14 protein-coding genes are annotated in these 13,208 nt (G+C 68.8%); 9 read left to right on the forward strand and 5 right to left on the reverse strand.

The annotated features are described in order from the left end of the window. Window positions 1-73: 73 nt before the first annotated feature. Window positions 74-598, reverse strand: a complete 525-nt coding sequence (locus tag ACWDUA_RS14485; protein ID WP_449751698.1) for a peptidase — start codon at window positions 596-598, stop codon at window positions 74-76. 184 nt (window positions 599-782) lie between these two features. Between ACWDUA_RS14485 and ACWDUA_RS14490 the strand changes: the two genes are divergently transcribed. Next, window positions 783-2,864, forward strand: a complete 2,082-nt coding sequence (locus ACWDUA_RS14490; RefSeq protein ID WP_449751699.1) for an ABC transporter ATP-binding protein — start codon at window positions 783-785, stop codon at window positions 2,862-2,864. Next, a complete protein-coding gene (locus tag ACWDUA_RS14495) occupies window positions 2,861-3,610 on the forward strand; it encodes an energy-coupling factor transporter transmembrane component T family protein (RefSeq protein WP_449751700.1) in 750 nt (249 codons plus the stop codon). The genes ACWDUA_RS14490 and ACWDUA_RS14495 overlap by 4 nt, the downstream gene beginning before the upstream one ends. Before the next feature lie 44 nt (window positions 3,611-3,654). On the opposite strand, the gene ACWDUA_RS14500 is transcribed toward ACWDUA_RS14495, so the two are convergent. From ACWDUA_RS14500 to ACWDUA_RS14510, 3 genes are all read right to left on the reverse strand, one after another. Continuing rightward, on the reverse strand, window positions 3,655-3,828 hold the full coding sequence (locus ACWDUA_RS14500) for a hypothetical protein (RefSeq protein ID WP_449751701.1): 174 nt from the start codon (window positions 3,826-3,828) through the stop codon (window positions 3,655-3,657). 375 nt (window positions 3,829-4,203) lie between these two features. Beyond that, window positions 4,204-4,833, reverse strand: a complete 630-nt coding sequence (locus ACWDUA_RS14505; protein ID WP_449751702.1) for a superoxide dismutase — start codon at window positions 4,831-4,833, stop codon at window positions 4,204-4,206. Between the two features lie 310 nt (window positions 4,834-5,143). Then, on the reverse strand, window positions 5,144-5,290 hold the full coding sequence (locus ACWDUA_RS14510) for a hypothetical protein (RefSeq protein ID WP_449751703.1): 147 nt from the start codon (window positions 5,288-5,290) through the stop codon (window positions 5,144-5,146). Window positions 5,291-5,434: 144 nt separating this feature from the next. Between ACWDUA_RS14510 and msrA the strand changes: the two genes are divergently transcribed. Together msrA and ACWDUA_RS14520 are read left to right on the forward strand one after the other, a co-directional pair. Further along, window positions 5,435-6,136, forward strand: a complete 702-nt coding sequence (gene msrA, locus ACWDUA_RS14515; protein ID WP_449751704.1) for a peptide-methionine (S)-S-oxide reductase MsrA — start codon at window positions 5,435-5,437, stop codon at window positions 6,134-6,136. A 21-nt stretch (window positions 6,137-6,157) separates the two neighbouring features. Then, window positions 6,158-7,225, forward strand: coding sequence for a winged helix DNA-binding domain-containing protein (locus ACWDUA_RS14520; RefSeq protein ID WP_449751705.1), 1,068 nt, complete (start codon window positions 6,158-6,160; stop codon window positions 7,223-7,225). A 51-nt stretch (window positions 7,226-7,276) separates the two neighbouring features. Here ACWDUA_RS14520 and ACWDUA_RS14525 read toward each other — a convergent pair whose 3' ends face one another. Further along, window positions 7,277-8,017, reverse strand: coding sequence for a VOC family protein (locus ACWDUA_RS14525; protein ID WP_449751706.1), 741 nt, complete (start codon window positions 8,015-8,017; stop codon window positions 7,277-7,279). Window positions 8,018-8,144: 127 nt separating this feature from the next. Between ACWDUA_RS14525 and ACWDUA_RS14530 the strand changes: the two genes are divergently transcribed. From ACWDUA_RS14530 to ACWDUA_RS14550, 5 genes are all read left to right on the forward strand, one after another. Beyond that, the gene (locus tag ACWDUA_RS14530; RefSeq protein WP_449751707.1) at window positions 8,145-8,999 is read left to right on the forward strand and encodes a S49 family peptidase; all 855 of its coding nucleotides are present in this window, start codon (window positions 8,145-8,147) and stop codon (window positions 8,997-8,999) included. A 399-nt stretch (window positions 9,000-9,398) separates the two neighbouring features. Beyond that, on the forward strand, window positions 9,399-9,740 hold the full coding sequence (locus tag ACWDUA_RS14535; RefSeq protein WP_449751708.1) for a rhodanese-like domain-containing protein: 342 nt from the start codon (window positions 9,399-9,401) through the stop codon (window positions 9,738-9,740). Between the two features lie 266 nt (window positions 9,741-10,006). Further along, entirely contained in the window at window positions 10,007-10,864 is an 858-nt protein-coding gene (locus ACWDUA_RS14540) for a DUF4328 domain-containing protein (RefSeq protein ID WP_449751709.1), read from the forward strand. Beyond that, complete coding sequence (locus ACWDUA_RS14545) at window positions 10,861-11,652, forward strand: glycerophosphodiester phosphodiesterase (protein ID WP_449751710.1); 792 nt, start codon at window positions 10,861-10,863, stop codon at window positions 11,650-11,652. The genes ACWDUA_RS14540 and ACWDUA_RS14545 overlap by 4 nt, the downstream gene beginning before the upstream one ends. A gap of 12 nt (window positions 11,653-11,664) precedes the next feature. After that, complete coding sequence (locus ACWDUA_RS14550) at window positions 11,665-12,657, forward strand: DUF5926 family protein (RefSeq protein WP_449751711.1); 993 nt, start codon at window positions 11,665-11,667, stop codon at window positions 12,655-12,657. Window positions 12,658-13,208: the final 551 nt, after the last annotated feature.

Below are 13,208 nucleotides of genomic sequence, written 5' to 3' on the forward strand. Positions count from 1 at the left end.
TAGGGGCATCAAAATCGAGAGTTAGGGAACCCTGAAAAACCGATCGGGTCCGGCTGTGCGGCGTCGGCGCCGGTCACGCCGCGAGGAGCATCGCGAGCACCGCGGTATCGGGGTCGGCGTTGGGGTCGATGCCCACCTGGTTCCGCAGGGTCACCACCGTGCCGTCGGCCTCTGCCTCGGCCCATCCGGCGCGGTGCTCGAGCCCGAGCTCGGGCAGCCCGGGCAGCAACACGCAGCCCGACGCGACATGTGAGCACTCCGGAAGGGAGGGCCGCGTGCGGCTCGGCGGGTGCAGCATCACCAAGGCCGGTGGATTGGTCAGGAACCGTCCGGCCTCGAGGAACGAGTCGTCGACGACGTTGCCGACGGCGACCATCATCCCGACCGCGTCGGTGTCGGCGTCGTCGGGACGCTCCTCGACCACCCCGAAGATCGTGGTGGTCGGCAGAAAACCCGGCCGGCACGCGATCCGGACCGACGCGACGAGTGTCTGTGTCCACTCCAGGGTCGACTCGGGCCACCGGCCAGAGATCAGGATTCCGTTGAGCTCACCCTCCTGATGGACGGGGGTGAGCCCGATGGGGATCGACGACTGCATGATGTCCTCCTCCCTGCTGGGCGACGAGAACCGGAATCCGTGGATACCCGGTTCAGCAAGAATCCCCCCGTAGTGGTGACCCCGACAACTCGAATCACCATCATGTGACTGTTCTTTTACACGGGATCGGCCGCGGGACCGACGGGGCGCACGGCGCGCCGCCGCCGACAGGCACACTGGACGAGTGCGAAAAGTGACCCAGACCGTGCGTGGCCCCCTGCGGCCCGTGGAGATCGCCTCGATCGCGATCTTCGGTGGCCTGGCCGTGGCCGCCGTGGTGATCGCCTCGGTGATCCCGCTCGCCGGGGCCGTGCGGGTCCTGGCACCGGTGCCGCTGGCGCTGATCGGCGCCCGCACCCGGCCACGTGCAATGGTCGCGGCCACCGTCGCCACCACGTCGGTGGCCTTTGCGATGGCGGGCACGGGTGCGGCGATGTCGGTGTTCGGGTCGGCCGTGCTCGGCGGCATCATCGGTGAGATCAAACGTCGGGGCCGTGGCGCCGCGACGATGCTGCCGGTCGCCCTGGTCACCGCACCGGTCGTCGCCGGTGTGAGCGTCCTGCTCCTGCTGATCCTCAAGCCGCTGCGCGAGTTGGTCCTGGCCGCGATGGACAACACCCTCAAGGGGATGGCCCGCTGGATCGAGAAGGTCCCCGGGATGGGCGGTGCCGCCGAGTTCCTGCGCGGATTGGGTGACAACATCGTCTCCTACTGGTGGGCATGGATTCTGGTGTCCGGCGCGGTGGGCACCTTCATCACGATCGTGGTGGCCTGGTGGATTCTCGGCGCCGTGATCGAGCGGCTCGCCGACGTCCCGAGTGAGGACACCATCGACTCCGGCGACGCCGACACCGACATGCGGATCGCGCCACTGCCGATGAGCCTGGAGGGCGTCGAGTTCGCCTACCATCGCGGCGGTCGCACGATCCTTCGCGGCGTGGACATGACCATCGAGCCCGGCGAGTTCGTGGCGGTGGTCGGCGTGAACGGGTCGGGCAAGTCGACGCTGGCCAAACTGCTGGCCGGGCGGCATCCGACCGGCGGTGCCATCCACCGTCCCGGCGCCGCCGGACTGGGCCGGGCCGGTGGCACCGCGATGGTGTTGCAGCGCCCGGAGACCCAGATGCTGGGGTCCCGGGTCGCCGACGACGTCGTCTGGGGGCTACCTCCGGACGCCGACGTCGACGTCGACGCCCTGCTCACCGAGGTGGGCCTGGCCGGGCTCGGCGAGCGGGAGACCTCGGATCTGTCCGGCGGACAGCAGCAACGCCTGGCCATCGCCGCGGCCCTCGCCCGCGACCCGGCACTGCTGATCGCCGACGAGGTCACCTCGATGGTCGACCCACAGGGCCGCGAGGAGATCATGACCTTGCTCACCGAACTGCCGCGGCGCCGCCGGATGGCGCTGGTGCTGATCACGCACCGGGCGTCGGAGGCCGCGGCCGCCGACCGCATCATCCACCTCGTCGACGGCCGGGTGGCTGCCGAACCCCCGTCCTGGGTGCCCGCCGGCGACGTCGAGGCCCAGGCCGATTCGGTCGGCACCGGGCCCGCCGCCCACGACGGGCGCCGACCGCTGCTGCGCCTGGACGGCGTCGGGCACACCTACCTGACCGGCTCGCCCTGGGAGGTGCGCGCCCTCACCGACGTGTCACTGCAGGTCAACCGTGGTGACGGTCTGCTCATCGTCGGCGGGAACGGATCGGGCAAGACCACCCTCGCCTGGATCATGGCCGGACTGATCGCGCCCACCGAGGGTGAGTGCCGCCTGGTCGACGTCGTCGGCGACGGCGATCCGGTCACCTCTCGGGTCGGCGACGTGGGACTGGCCTTCCAGCACGCCCGCCTGCAGATCCAGAAGCAGAACGTCGGCGACGAGATCATGGCCACCGGAGGTGAGAAGGTCGGCACCAGCGAGGTGGCCCGGGTCCTCGAATCGGTGGGGCTGCCCCGCGAGATGGCCGCAGCCCGCACCGATTCACTGTCCGGCGGACAGATGCGCCGGGTGGTGTTGGCCGGGCTGCTCGCCCGCCGACCCGAGATACTGGTGCTCGACGAACCGCTCGCCGGCCTCGACCCCGGGGCGCGCGACGAGGTCATCGGGGTGCTCGCGGGTCTGCGGGCCGGTGGGATGACCATCGTGATCATCTCGCACGACTTCTCCTCGCTGGGCCGGGTGTGCGACCGGCGGGTGCACCTCGACCACGGGGTGCTCGATGCGATCGACGAGGTGCCGCTGATCCGCGGGGAGGAGACGGTCGAATGACGATGCGAACCGTGCCGTTGCGGCAGGTACCCGGCGACTCGGTGATCCACCGACTGTGGGCCGGGACCAAACTGATCGTCGTCCTGGTGCTCGGCGTGATGACCTGGGTGCTGCCGAGCTGGCCCGCCCTGGGCATGGTGGCCGCGGTGCTGATCGTCACCGCCCTGCTCGCCGGTATCCCCCTGGGTGCACTGCCCCGTCCGCCCTGGTGGTTCTGGGGTCTGATCGCGCTCGGCGCCGTGGTCAACATCATCGTCTCGATGGCGGCGGTGATCGTGTTCCTGCGGGCCACCGCGCTCGGCCTGGTGGTGGTGGGGACGTCGATCCTGGTGATCTGGACGACGCCGCTGGCCGAGGTGGCCCCGGCGATCGCGACCCTGATGCGTCCGCTGCGGTGGCTGCGGCTGCCGGTCGACGAGTGGGCGGTGGCGATCGCCCTGTGCCTGCGTGGGCTTCCGCTGCTGATCGAGGAGCTGCGGCTGCTGCGGGCCGCGCACCGGCTGCGCCCGACCGCACCAGCCGGATCGGATCACCCGTCCGCGGAGATGGGTGTGATCGACATGCTGGTCGCGGCCATGTCGTCGGCGCTGCGTCGTACCGAGGAGATGGCCGAGGCGATCACCGCACGCGGCGGCACGGGTCGGCTGACCGCCTACACCGCACGACCCCACAAGGCCGACTACCTGGTGCTGGTGGTCATCGCGCTGGCCTGCGCCGCCGCGATCACGGGGACCATCCTGCTGTGACGCGCCACCGCGGAATGCCGCGATGATCGAAGATCAGGGGTCGATCAGGCGGGGTATCTGACGGTGTACGACCAGTTGGTGTCCTGGCCACCGTGCACCACGACGTCGACGAAGCCGTCACCGCCGCGCGGGACGTCCACACGCACGCCTCCCGTGCCCTGATTGATGTCGTCACCGACGTAGCCGGTCGTGTGGATCTCCTTGCCCTGCCAGAGCACGTCGATCTTGTCCGGGACGTGGTCAGGGCGGCGGCCGACAGCGCGGCCGCCGAGAACGCGCGACTGCTGCGTGAGGTCACCGATGCTCCTTCAGGTCGTGGAGATGAGCATCGTGACGCCAACCGTACGAGTACGCACCGGAGTATCGGCCAACCGGGTGATTCACAGGCGAGAGACGTCGTCCATGTGAGGGAAAGTTGTTGTGGTTCCCCAGATTTGGTGGCCTCTGATCGAGGACAGGCCGTGGGAGTGGTGCCGTTGGGAGCACACGGGGCCCCAGCCGACACGGGGCTGACACGACACGGCAACGGGGGCCTCACACGACAACGGGCGGCCGTCCACGAGGGACGGCCGCCCGTCGGCGGTGATGATCGATCAGGCGGGGACGATCAAACCCTTGCCCTGAGCGGTCGCACGGGCGAAACGCTCTGCGGCGTCGGCCCAGTTGACCACGTTCCACCAGGCCTTGACGTAGTCCGGCTTGACATTCTGGTAATCCAGGTAGAAGGCGTGCTCCCACATGTCGAGCAGGACGACCGGGATGATCGCGGCCGGGATGTTGCCGCTCTGGTCGGTCAGCTGCAGGATCACCAGCTTGCCGCCGATGGTGTCGTAGCCCAGGATCGCCCAGCCCGAACCCTGCAGGGTGGTGGCGGCGGCGGTGAAGTGGGCCTGGAACTTGTCGAAGCCACCGAACTGGTCGTCGATGGCGGCGGCCAGCTCACCCTCCGGCTTGTCGCCACCGTTGGGCGACAGGTTCTGCCAGAAGATCGAGTGGTTGGTGTGGCCACCGAGGTGGAAGGACAGGGTCGCCGACAGGCCGTAGACCTTGCCCGCGATGGTGCCGTCCTCGCGCGCCTCGGCGAGCTTCGCGAGGGTGTCGTTGGCACCCTTCACGTAGGTCGCGTGGTGCTTGTCGTGGTGGAGCTCCATGATCCTGCCGGAGATGTGCGGCTCCAGAGCCGCGTAGTCGTAGGGGAGATCCGGCAAGGTGTATTCAGCCACGGTAATCCTCTCTGCGCTCAAACCCTCTGGGCGCATACCTCTTTTCGGGTACTGCTTCTCACTATCGACGCGCGGTGACCGCCTCGGTGGACGCCGCCTCGCGGATGCCTTCCAGCTTTCCGTAGCCGATGGGTCATTGCAACAAACCCACCACAATAAACCTCAAGTGTGGTTGAGGTCTCGTGGACCGTCGTGGTGGTGTGTCGTCATCGAAAAGTAGTGGCGTCGTGAGGAATTCACGTACGTTGCAGCAGGCCGTCCGGCGGATGAGATCAGGCTGCGCGGGATCCGGTCTGACGGGGGCGTGGGCTCAGATGAGGATCAGGGCGAGCAGAAGGACAAGGAGTGCGGCGATGCTCACTCCGATCCAGATGCACGACGCGCGGACGTCATACCGTGGCGTGGCGGGGCGGGTGTGACCGGTCGAACGCAGGTGGGGTAGTGCGGGAGAGACCATCGCCGTCCTCGAATCGCTCCTGATGCCGAACCGTGGTGTGCCCCCCGATGGACAGTGATCGGCATCACATCTGTGGCGCCATCATAGTCACGCCCGCGGGCGTTCTCAAAACCGGTGGTCGCCGGACACGCGTAGACTCGTCGCATGTCGTGGCTTGACCAGTTGATTTCGTCCCGACTCGGTAAGCAGGAGCTCGTCGCCGCCGAGGCCGCACTGCCCGGACGGGCCACCCCCGTACCGCTCGCAGCCGAGAACATCATCACCCATCACCCCATGCGCGGGGCCGACGCCGAGCAGGGCACCGGCATCGGCACCTTCGGCGACGGGTTGTCGGCGGTGGTACTCGCCGGCGGGTGTTTCTGGGGCGTCGAGGAGATCTTCTGGCAGGTGCCCGGTGTGTGGACCACCGCTGTCGGCTACGCCGGCGGGTACACGCCCAACCCCACCTACGAGGAGACCTGCACCGCGCGCACCGGCCACACCGAGTCGACGCTCGTCGTGTTCGACCCGTCGGTGATCGATCTCGACGGCATCCTCACCCTCTTCTGGGAGTCCCACGACCCGACGCAGGAGATGCGGCAGGGCAACGATGTCGGCACCCAGTACCGGTCGGCGATCTTCACCACGTCCGATGCGGACGCCGAGACCGCCCGCGTCTCCGCGGCGACATTCCAGACCGCGCTGACCGCTGCCGGGCTCGGGGCCATCACCACCGAGATCGCGCCGCTCGCCCAAGCCGGTGACGGGCACTTCTACTACGCCGAGGACTATCACCAGCAGTACCTGGCGAAGAACCCGCACGGCTACCGCTGCCACGCGGCCACCGGGATCCGGTTCCCGGGGTAGCCGCGGCAGCACGGACCCTCGATGCCCCAGACCCTGACCGCCGGGCAATGGAACCGAACCCTGCTGCACCGGCAGCACCTGCTCGCGCGCGCCGACGAGGACGCCATCGAGGTGATCGACCGCCTGGTCGGGATGCAGTCGCAGGATCCGCGTGCGGCGTTCTTCGGATTGTTTTCGCGCATCGAGGATTTCGATCCCGCTGAGCTCGACACCCTGATCACCGGGCGCGAGGTGGTGCGGATGGCGCTGCTGCGCGGCACGGTCTTCCTGGTCGACGGGCAGGACGCGCGGTGGATCCGGCCGCTGGCGCAATCGGCCTTCGACGTCGGACTGCGTAACCACGCGCGCCGGCTGGTATCGGCCGACGTCGATGCCGTGATCGCCGAGGCGCGTACGGTGCTGTCCGACGGTGCGCTGCGCGTCGCCGACCTCGGTGCCCGGCTGGCCGAACGGTTTCCCGCCGAGACCCCCACCACCCTGACTGCGCTGGCCCGCAGCGGATTACCGCTGGTCCAGGTCCCGCCGCGCGGCTTGTGGGCCGGTCGTGGCACCCCCACCTATCGACTCCTCGACGACTGGATCGGCCCCGGGGAGGCCGCCCTGGCCGATGACGAGGCGCGTCGGGAACTGATCCGGCTGTACCTGCGCGGTTTCGGCCCGGCCTCGGTGGCCGCGATCCAGACATGGTCGGGAATGCGGGGACTACGGCCGCTCGTCGAGGCGATGGAGCGCGATGGGGAACTCCTCGAGTACTCCGGGCCGGACGGGCAGAAGCTCTACGACCTCGAGGGGCTCGACCTGGTCGACGCCGACCGCCCGGCCCCGGTGCGGCTGATCGCGCCCTTCGACCATGTCCTCGTCGCCCAGGGGGACCGTTCGCGGATCGCCGACGACGAACTGTTCGCCGAGACCGTGACACCCAACGGGCGGTCGCCGGGATTCGTGCTCGTCGACGGCCGGCTGGCCGGGATCTGGCGACTCGACGCCGTCACAGGCGTGGTGGTGGAGATGTTCGTCGCGGTCGACCGGCGTACACAGGCCGACCTCGACGACGAGATCACCCGACTGACCGGATTCGTCGCGGGCTGAGTTGTCGCGGGCTGAGTTGTCGTGGGCGGGATCTCGGACTCCGGTGCCGGGTCATTCGCCGGTACGGGGATTGCGATCGGTGATGCAGTACCTCCGCCCGGACGGGTCGCGCATCACCGTCCAGTGCTCGAATCCTTCGACAACCGTTGCGCCCCAACCTTCGTGGCGCGAGATCTCGTCGTCGACGGAGGTGGTGGCGAGATCGAGGTGGGCCGTCGTCGTCGATGCCGCCGAACCGACTCGTTGCAGCAGGATTCCGATCGCCAGCCCCTGATCACGTTCGAGCGCAACCAGTTCCGGGTGGCCCGTCGAGATCGGGGGGCGGTCGGTCAGGTGTTGCCAGAAGTTCAGTTCGCGTTCGAACTGTGTGTCCGGCACATCCACGCACACCTGGTCGATGATGCTGATGGTGTCCTCGGGCCATCGGATCGGACGGGACCGGCGAGCGCTGCCGTTCCAGGTGACGAGACAGAACGGCAGTCCGCCGGGCGAGGTGAGGGTCAGGTGATCGCCGTGATCGCCGGTCGTCACCGCGCCCGCCGCGCAGGCCACCGCCGCGGCGAGTCGCGGGTCGTCGACGTGGAGGTCGAGATGCACGCCACCCGGCCCCTCCTGGATTCGCTGGACCCGCAGGTGGGCGTCGCCGTTGAACGGCTCGAGGGTGGCGAACTCGCGGTGCGCTCCGCGCGGAGGTGAGACCGTGCTGCCGGCGATGGCCCGCCAGAAGGTCACCTCGTCGCCGAATTCGGCAGGGGCGAAGTCGAGGAACGCGGTGAGCCACCGGATCTGCACCCATGCAGTGTAGGTGGACCGATCGGTCCCGACACGGGTTGCGATGACCCGGATCGGGATGACCCGACGGCGCTGACAGGGGTTGCGGCGACACGGGACGGGTGCCGGTATCACTAGACTCGGCGGGATGAGAGGTGGACCCCTGCGCAAGATCGCGGCGAAGCTGAACCACGACCGAGCCGAGAAGGTGGCGGTGGTGCGACTCGAGGGAGCGATCGGGCACGGCGGCGGACCGGGAGCGGGCCGGGGCCTGACGACGACATCCGTGGAGCCGGTACTCAAGCGGGCATTCGGGACCGAGCATCTGCGCGCAGTGGTGATCGTGATCAACTCGCCGGGCGGCTCACCGGCACAGTCGGAGTACATCGCCGAGCGGATCCGGCAACTCGCATCGGAGAAGAACGTTCCGGTGCTGGCGTTCTGTGAGGACATCGTCGCGTCCGGCGGCTATTGGATCGCATGCGCCGCCGACGAGATCTACGCCGCGCACACATCGATCGTCGGATCGATCGGTGTGGTGTCGTCCGGGTTCGGTTTCGGCGACCTGCTGTCACGCTTCGGCGTCGAGCGGCGCCTGCACTTCGCCGGCGAGAACAAGGTACGGCTGGATGCGTTCTCCCCGGAGCAGCCCGACGACGTCGCGTGGCTCGAGGGGCTCCAGGGTGACCTGCACGAGGCGTTCAAGGCGTGGGTACGTCAGCGGCGGGGCAAGCGGCTCGCCGCTGGGGACGCGTCGGTGTTCTCCGGCGACGTCTGGGTGGGGCAGAAGGCGGCCGAGGTCGGACTCGTCGACGGTATCGGTGTGATGCGGTCGGTGGTCGCCGAGCGGTACCCGGATGCCGAGATCGAGCCGGTGGATGCGCCGCGACCGCTGCTGAACCGACTGATCGGCGACCAGTTCGAGGCGTCGGCGCTGGCCGAACAGGTTCTCACCGGGGCCTTGACCGCGGTCCATCGATGGCAGGACGTGCGGTTCCACTGATCATCCGATCGACTTCGATCCACATTTGTGCACAACTTTCCCCAATCTATCCACAGGGCCCAGGTGGGCTTGTGGATGACCTGTGGTCGGCCGGGAATGCAGTTCCGTGAACTGTCTGGCGGATATATGGGGCGAATCGGTGACCGACGTCACAATCGGAAGGTGGCGTCCAGCCATTTCTCCACATTGTCCACAGGGAGACCCGCAACCCGCGCCCTTGACTGTGACCCGCATCACGGCTGTGTACAACGGGATGTGGATAAACTTATGCAGGTCGACATAGTCGATACCACGTGGACTGTTCGGGCACGTCGGCCGGGGGATCCCACGGCAGACCGGGCATCGGTGTGGCCGACGTTTCCCCCGGGCGGCACTCGGTGATCGGGGCGCTGTGCAACCATGGATCCCGTGAGTACGGGCGATATTCCACAGGTGCCGGTCACCGAACTTCCGGACGATTTCAGCGACGACGCCGACCGGCTGCTGCTCGACGTCCGCGAGGACGACGAGTGGGACGCCGGCCACGTCCGCGGCGCAGTGCACATCCCGCTCGGTGAGGTGCCGTCCCGGATCGAGGAGATCGATCCCGACGCCGAACTCTTCGTGATCTGCCATTCCAGTGGCCGTTCGATGCGTGTGCTGGCCTACCTCGAGCGGATCGGCTACCCGGGGACCTGCGTCGAGGGCGGCATGCTCGCCTGGCATCAGCACGGCAAGCCGATGGTCACCGGGCAGGGATAGGTCCGACGCCGATGCTCGACCTCTGTCCGCGGTGCCGTATCCAGGCACCGCACCGTCCGGGCCGTGGGCGGTGCCCGCGCTGCGGTGGCCCGTTAACCGTCGTCACCTCCGACGCCGAGGCGTCGGCGGTGGTCGCCCGCTACGCCGCGCTCGGGTCGGCGGCCCCGCCGCATCCCCGGGCCTCTCATCCTCAGGCCCCGGTGCATCCCCAGACTCCGGTGGCTGCGTCTCCCCGGCCTCCCGTGTCACCGTCGGTCGGCCGACCGGTGGGCACCCATCCGGCGGGCGCGCCCCGGATGTATCGCAGTCGGCACGTGCGCTGGGTGGCCCGACGCCCCGCCGACACCCTGCCGCAGCCTCGGCCGGCGCGCGTCCGGATTCCTCGTCGTATCCCGCGCTACGTCTATCTGCCCACCTGGGGGCTGTATGACACCCCGATCGACGAGACCGAGTCCAGCCGTGGTTCCACGCGGCTCGGCACCGCGCTGACCAGTGCCTTCCACATCGCCGGTGCCATCTTCGTGGCGTCTGCGCTCGCACATCTGCTCCGCTACCTGCTGCTCGTGATCAACCGGTCGACGACGCTGCCCGGGTGGCTGATCGCGACCAGCACCGCGCTCGTCCTGGTCGCCGGACTGTTCGCCATCGGCGGTCTGGTCCATGCGACCGTCGTGTTCGTCCGCTGGCTGATCGCGGTGCGTGCCGACACCTACGCCGACGCCGGCCACCTGGACCCGCGTCGACGATGGCAGGTGATCGTGTTGTCGGCGATCCCCCTGGTCAATATTGTCGGGGCGCCGGTGCTGTTGCACGAGGCCGCGGCGATGGCCGCCGGCGGACCGGCCGGCCCGACCGGGGTCGACGGGCAGGCCCGGGATCGGCTCGTCCGACTGTGGGTCGGCTGGGCCGTGGTCAACATCGTCGCCGTCACCACCGCCATCACCTGGTGGGTGGCCGCGGCATCCGGATCGATCCAGACCGGCGCCAACGCGCTGCTCCTGGTGATCGTCACCGCCGCGGTGTCGGCGGCATTCGCGTTCTGGGCGGCCCGCCGGCTGCCCAGACTGTTCACCGCCGAGGCGCAGCAACCGGCCCCGGCCCGACGCTGGGTGGTGGCCGCATGACCAACGGGGGACAGGTCTCGAGATCGGGGACGCCCGCCGTCGTCGCACACCGCGGCGCGTCGGCAGATCGTCCCGAGCACACCCTCGGCGCCTACGAACTCGCCCTCACGCAGGGGGCCGACGGGCTCGAATGCGACATCCGGCTGACCGCCGACCACGAGCTGGTCTGTATCCACGACCGCACCGTCGACCGCACCTCCGACGGCACCGGAGCCGTCAGCGAGATGACGCTCGCCCAACTGCGGGAACTCGATTTCGGCAGCTGGCACGGGGCGGGCACTCCTGCGCAGGTGCTCACCCTGCGAGAGCTGCTGACACTGACCCTGGACTGGCGTCGTCCCGTGCGCCTGTTCATCGAGACCAAGCATCCGGTCCGCTTCGGCAGCCTGGTGGAGCAGAAGCTCCTCGCCGAGCTCCAGGAGTTCGGGGTGGCCGGGCCGCCGTCGGCCGATCACAGCCGTGCGGTGGTCATCTCGTTCTCCTCCGCCGGGGTCTGGCGTATCCGACGCCATGCGCCGATGCTGCCCACCATCCTCCTCGGCGACACCGCCCGTGTACTGGGCGGCAGCGCCGCCACCGCGGTCGGTGCCACCGGGATCGGGCCATCGGTGGAGACGCTGCGGCTGCATCCCGACCTGGTCGACCGGGCCGCCGCGGCCGGGCGGGTGACCTACTGCTGGACCGTCGACGAACAGCCCGACGTACAGCTGTGCGCCGACCTCGGGGTTCGGTGGATCGCCACCAACCATCCGCAGAAGGTGCGCGAATGGCTCGTCACCGTCGCATGAGAAGCTTGTGCGATGGGCAAGAAGAGCAAACGCGGTAGTGGGCCCCGGCCCGGGAGCAATCGGGCCGAGCGCGTCGCCGCACGCAAGGCACGGCAGGCGGCCGCACTGGCCGAGCCGAGCCGTCCCTTCGCCGGTCTCGCTGCCGAATGTGATCTCGTCGCACTGAGCGTGTTCGTCTCCTCGGCCACCGCGGTCCTCGACCTCGTCGAACCCGGTCCGCCCGAGCCCGAGCTGACCTCGGTCATCCCGTCCGACGACGCTCCCGCCGTGGATGTTCCGCCGGGCACCCGCAACCGTGTGGTGCTCGCCACCGTGCTCCCCGGGGCCGTCGGCGCACTGACCCGTGAGAACCGCGGCGTCACCGAGGGGATCGTCGCCCTGCAGACCGACCCCGAACCCGAGGACATCTCCGCGGCACTCGGCGCCGCGATCGACTGGGCCGCACACGCCGCGCCCGGCGGCGAGTACCGAGGCCAGATCGTCACCGAGGCCGGCCCTGCTCTCACCGATGTCCTCGAAGCCGATGCGCCACTGGACATCACCGTCCACGGCGACTTCGACTGGTGGTTCGTCGCCGGTTCCGACATCCCCACCGACATCGCCACCATGGTCCAGCGCGCCAAGGACACCATCCTGCCGTCGGCGCGGATGCACGTCGACAGCGGTGTCGGCGCCCCGTGGTGGGTGGATGCGGGTGAGAAGGCCCATCTGCGTTGGGTTCGTCCGGAATCCGAGGACGAGCTGATGAATGCGCTTGCGCGACTGCATGCGTCGGGTCGACTCACCCTGGGCGAGGGCTCGCGCTTCGCGGGTTCGTTCCGCACCCACGGTCTGTTGGTGCCGGTCTTCGATCTCGACGTCGAACGCCATCACGAGGAGTGGTACGACGCCCTCGATCAGCTCGACACCTGGATCGGTGACGCGCTCGCGCAGACCGGAGATCTCGGCATCGAGGAGCGCAGTTCGCGCGACGGCCTGCGCACCCGACAGGTGACCCTGCGTTAGTGTCCCCCGGCTCGATCGGCCTGTAGCAGTTGGTGGTTGAGCAGACGGGGAGTGTGAAACATCTGCCTGTCGGGCGGCTCGGTTCTGGCTCGGCCATCGGAAGTGGCTGTAGCAGTGGGTGGTTGAGCCGATGAGGAGCGGAGCGACGAGGCGTGTCGAAACCTGCGTCGGCCGGGGTTGTCGGGGTGGCCACCTCGGAGGTGGTGGCGGGTGTTGGTGTGTTGCGGGGTTTCGACTCGGGTCCTCGCCTGGCGGCTCGGTCCCGGCTCAACCATCGGAAGATGTTGCGCTGGTTGGTGGTTGAGCAGACGGGGAGTGTGAAACATCTGCCTGTCGGGCGGCTCGGTCCTGGCTCAACTATCGGAAGATGTTGCGCTGGTTGGTGGTTGAGCCGATGAGGAGCGGAGCGACGAGGCGTGTCGAAACCTCTGTCGGCCGGGGTTGTCGGGGTGGCTACCTCGGAGGTGGTGGCGGGTGTTGGTGTGTTGCGGGGTTTCGACTCGGGTCCTCGCCTGGCGGCTCGGTCCCGGCTCAACCATCGGAAGATGTTG

This window comes from Gordonia sp. NPDC003376, from assembly GCF_053589235.1.